General features: G+C 47.1%; 2 protein-coding genes. Both read left to right on the forward strand.

The features are described from left to right. A partial coding sequence (locus OXPF_RS13390) for a cell wall-binding repeat-containing protein (protein WP_054875732.1) occupies positions 1–619 on the forward strand: 619 nt, incomplete at its 5' end. Positions 620–918: 299 nt separating this feature from the next. Further along, positions 919–5,714: InlB B-repeat-containing protein (locus OXPF_RS13395; RefSeq protein ID WP_083479958.1), on the forward strand; the 4,796-nt coding region annotated here is incomplete at its 3' end.

Genomic DNA, 5,714 nt, shown 5'->3' on the forward strand with positions numbered 1-5,714 from the left:
TTTCAGCCGTATCACCAGGCTTGCCGGAACAGACCGCTATGAAACGGCGGTTAAAATAGCTGAACGCTTAGAAGTCAAGACCGGAACTCCGGTAATCCTGGCTTACGGAGAAAGCTATCCGGATGCGCTGTCGGTCAGCAGCATTGCAGCGAGAATGCAGAGCCCGATTTTCTTAGTGCCAAAGGATGGCCTCAGTAACGATATTAAGGAAGCTATCACCAAGATTATGCCGTCCAAAGTCTATATTATCGGGGGTACGGCGGTTATCAGCACTGTGGTGGAAGATCAGGCAGCCCAGCTCACTTCACTGGATAAAAGCAATGTAGTGAGAATCGCAGGACAGGACCGTTACGAAACATCGCTGGCAGCAGCAAAATACTTCAATGAAGCGGGAGGAAGCATTTGCATAGCCACGGGCAACAACTTCCCCGATGCACTTGCAGGAAGTGTTTATGCCGCAAAGCACAATTCACCGATTATGCTGGTGGACAGCAGCTTATCAAACAGCTTCGTTGAGTATTTGAAGAGCCGCAAGCTGAGCGGAATGACCTTGTTCGGCGGAGAAGGAGCAGTGAACAAAGGCATTGAAGAGCAGCTTTGGTCTTTGATTGAAAAATGATCCTCGATAATGTCTTATTTACTGAATTAAAGATAGAAGATTTATCGTTTTAAAATACTTAAAAAATACTTTTACCATTAGAAAATTTTTAAATTAAATTTTTTAACTAAAAGTGTCGAAAATATTGATATATAAGGATTTGTGTGAAGTGCTCCATAGGACTAATTAGTACTATGGAGCACTCTTCATTTAGGGTTTATTTAGGGTCGGTACTTTATGATAAAAGCTATGAAATATTTATTAAAGATAAAAGGAGGACATAAAACGTGAGAGTCTTTAGAAAATCAGTAAGTTTATTGATGATTTTAGTATTTGTATTGACGATGTTTCCTTTAGGCAGTAAAACGGCTTTGGCTGATACTGATTCAGGTTTCCGAACGATCATTCCTGCCCAGCAATGGTTTTTTGATTCCCCGAATGCGGTGGCGGTTGACGGCAGCGGTAATATGTATGTCGGTACTTCTGAGAGCGATGAAAATCCATACCAAGTTACAAAATTAAGCCCTACGGGTGAGATTCTGCAGTCTTGGGGAGTTTATGGCAGCGCAAATGGACGAATTGATGAATTAGCGGACATCGCAGTAGACGGTGACGGAAATGTCTATGTTGCTGATGCAGGCAACAATCGGGTCCAAAAATTCATGTTAATAGAAGACGATTACGAAGATTACTACGATTTCCAGATGAGCCTGGAGAATAACGGGGACGGCGACTCCCCTATGTCTCCAAGCGGGGTTGCGGTGGACAGCGATGGAAACATTTATGTCACCTATGAAGAGGATAATCGGGTTGAAAAATTTAATTCATCAGGGCAGGTGGATGCTGATTGGTGGAGCCAGGCCGGTGGATACTATCAATTCAGCCGGCCAACGGATATAGCTGTGGACCCTCACGGAAGTGTCTATGTTGTTGACAGCGGTACGGGACGAATCGTTGAATTTACTTCTGCCGGCGATTTTATGATGATGTTCGGCGCAGAAGACGGTTTTGGAGAAGACCTGCTGATTGAGCCCCAAGGTGTTACAGTGGACAGCATGGGAAATGTTTATGCAGCCGATGCTGATACTAATCAAATTCAAAAGTTCGATGGAGCAGGCAATTTCCAGATGAGCTGGGGGGGCGATGGCCGCGGGGACGGCCAGTTTGCCAATCCATGCGGCATTGCGGTCGATAGTGATGATAATATCTATGTTACCGATAGCGATAACAACCGGATTCAAAAATTTACTTCCTCAGGCGGCTTCCTGAAGAAATGGGGAAGGGGCGGCAGTGCTGAGGGTGAACTTTACCAACCTTATGGGGTCGCGATGGATCTTGAGGGAAATATCTATGTTTCCGATACGGATAATAACCGGATCGAGAAATTTGATGCTGCAGGCGCGTTTGTGACAGCATGGGGCAGTTACGGCAGTGATAATGGCCAGTTTAACATGCCTATGGGCATTGTGGTGGATTCTGACGGCCATGTCTATGTTGCCGATTTGAATAACAATAGAATTCAAAAGTTTGATTCTACAGGTCAGTATCTGGATACAATCGAGAGTTTGGAAGAATCGGACTTCAGCTTAAATGTGCCAATGGGTTTAGCGGTGGATGACAGCGGCAACCTTTACGTCACTGAAATTATGAACCACCGGGTGCAAAAATTCAGCCCCACAGGCACTTCTTTGGGGACACTGGGAGGAACCGACCCCGGTACCGGCCCCGGAGAGTTTGGTGGTCCTACCGGTGTAACTATTGACAGCATCGGCAATATCTATGTGCTTGATACCTACAATAATCGGGTGCAGAAGTTCAGCGAGTTCAGTACTGAAAGTTTTGTGCTGGAGTGGGGGAATGATGGTGATGAAAACCATAGGAGCGAGGATGGCCAGTTAAGTTACCCCAATGGCATTGCTGTGGACAGCGAGGGAAATGTCTATGTTTCGGATAGTGGTAACTATCGGATTCAAAAGTTCAGTTCTACAGGAGAATTCATAGAAAGCTGGGGGAGCCCGGGGTTTTCTGAGGGAGAGTTTCTCATGCCCGGTGCTGTAATGGTTGACAGCAACGATAATATCTATGTTGTCGACAGCGGCAACAACAGGATTCAAAAGCTGGGTGCGACTGCTCCGGCAAGGTATACGGTGACCTTTGACAGCAATGGCGGCAGCCCGGTTGAAGCGATCAGCAATGTGGCAGCGAATACGACGGTAACCTTGCCTACAGCCCCAACCAAGGCGGGATACACTTTTGCCGGCTGGTACACAGACAATGGTGTGTTTGCGAATGTGTTTACAGCAGCTACTCCGGTAACTGGAAATATAACGGTTTATGCCAAATGGACGGCGGTTTCGATACCAAGCGGCTTTATACCCATCATTCCAAACGGGCAATGGTTCTTTGATGTTCCAGTGGCTGCAGCAGTGGACAGCAACGGTAATATTTATATTGCCGATTCAAACCGGCATCAGATCAAGAAATTAAGTTCTACGGGGGAAATTCTGGCCACATGGGGAAGCTATGGCAATGGAAATGGCCAACTGAATGTTCCAGGTCATATTGCCATAGACAGTGATAATAATGTCTATGTTACTGATATGGGTAATAGCCGTATTCAAAAGTTCAGTTCCACAGGCGAATTCTTGATGAAGTTTGGCAGCGCCGGCAGCAATGATGGACAATTTAGAAATCCGAAAAGTGTGGCTGTAGACAGCGATGGGAATATCTATGTTGCGGATACCACCAACAAACGGATTCAAAAGTTCGATTCATATGGTGAATTTATTACGAAATGGGGGGATAGTCAGGACAATGGAGATTACCAATTTAGCCTGATATCCGATATTGCGGTGGATAACAACGGTAATATCTATGCCGTTGATGGTAATGACCCGCGGCTTCAAAAATTTACGTCTGATGGCGTTTATGTAGGGGCATTTGGAGGCTCAGACAGCGCTGGGGGTCCATTCAACCTTCCCCTCGGTGTTGCCGTGGATCAAGATGGAAACATCTATATTGCAGATACACTTAACAACCGTATTCAAAAGTACAGTGCGGAAGGCGAGTTTCTAACGAAGTGGGGAAGTAATGGTGTAGGGAATGCTCAGTTTGGCGCTCCACAAGATGTTACGACAGACAGCAGCGGCAATGTCTATGTGGTGGACACCGGTAATAAACGGATCCAAAAATTTGATTCGTCAGGCAGTTTCCTGACGAAGTGGGGAAGCAACGGTTCTGATGAAGGGGAATTCAACCGCCCTTATGGAATTGCTGTGGACAGTGATGGCAATATCTATGTTGCGGACAGTAATAATCACAGGATTCAAAAGTTTAATGCTGCGGGTGCTTTTATTACAGCGTGGGGGAGCTTCGGTACTGGGCTTGGCCAGTTTAACTCGCCTAAAGGAATCGCCGTGGACAGTGCCGGCAATGTTTACGTTGCCGACATCGAAAACGATCGAATTCAGAAGTTTGACTCGATGGGCGGAAATCCGGAAGCCTTTGGCAGCACCGGTACAGGCGAAGGAGAATTTAAAAGGCCGTCAGGAGTCGCTGTAGACAGTGATGGCAACATTTATGTGGTTGAAGCCCAGAACCATCGAATGCAGAAGTTCAACTCTGCATTCCAGCCGCAATATATATGGGGAGGAACCAGTTACGGCAATGGTGATGGCCAGTTTAACAGCCCAAGAGATGTAGCTGTTGACAGCAGTGGAAATATCTATGTGCTCGACAACAATAACAACCGGGTACAGAAGTTTGATGCCAACGGCGAATTTGTATTGAAGTGGGGAAGCCTGGGATCCGGTGACAGCCAATTTTACTTCCCGCAGGGAATTGCCGTGGATGGTACCGGAAATGTTTATGTTGCAGACACCAGCGCCAATTGGATTAGAATGTTCAGCCCTGCCGGTACTTTGCTGGCGAAATGGGGAACCCGCGGGAACGGTGCCGGTCAGTTTGACAATCCCTCTGGCATAGCGGTGGACAGTTATGGCAATATCTATGTTGCCGATACCAATAATAACAGGGTGCAAAAATCAGCCCAAACCTATACTGTGACTTTTTACAGCAACGGCGGAAGTGCAGTCGAAGCGATTGCCAATGTAGCGGCTAATGCCACTGTATCCTTACCGGCCGAACCGACGAAAGCTGGCTACACTTTTGCCGGTTGGTACACGGACAATGACACCTTTGCTCATAGGTTTACAGACACCACTCCGGTTACGGGCAATATGACGGTCTATGCTAAGTGGACGGCAGTTACACCGGATACTTATACTGTAACCTTTAACAGCAAAGGCGGAAGCCAGGTAGCTCCGATTACCAATGTAGAGGCCAATGCCACTGTGACCTTGCCGGCAGAGCCGACAAAGGCAGGGCATATCTTCGATGGCTGGTATACCGACGATGAAACCTTTGCGGACTCTTTTACCGAATCAACCCCGGTAACAGGGGATCTGACGGTTTATGCGAATTGGATTACCGAAGCCTATACGGTGACGTTCGACAGCAATGGAGGCAGTGCGGTTGCCCCACTGACAGAAGTTCTTTACAATAGTACGGTTGCGTTTTTGGCGGCTCCGGCAAAAGCAGGATACGCCTTTGCGGGATGGTATACAGACGATGAAACGTTTGAAAATGAGTTTACCGAATCGACTGCAGTTACAGGAAATCTGACGGTCTACGCCAAGTGGACTGCCCTTATTCCAGACACATATACTGTGACCTTTAATAGCAATGGAGGAAGTCAGGTAGCTCCGATTGTCAATGTGACGACAAACACCACGGTGACGCTGCCGGCAGAGCCGACAAAGGCAGGATATACCTTTGCAGGCTGGTACACAGACAATGGAACCTTTGAGAATGAGTTTACCGAATCGACTCCGGTGACAGAAGATATGACAGTCTATGCCAAGTGGACTGCCCTTACTTCGGACACATATACGGTAACCTTTGACAGCAATGGGGGAAGCACAGTGGCTCCGATTGCCAATGTAGCAGAAAATACCACTGTAACGTTACCCGCAGCGCCAACGAAAACCGGATACAGATTTGATGGCTGGTATACCGACGATGGAACCTTTGCCAATGAATTTACTGAATCGACTCC

It is taken from the genome of Oxobacter pfennigii, assembly GCF_001317355.1.
GTDB classification, from domain to species: domain Bacteria; phylum Bacillota; class Clostridia; order Clostridiales; family Oxobacteraceae; genus Oxobacter; species Oxobacter pfennigii.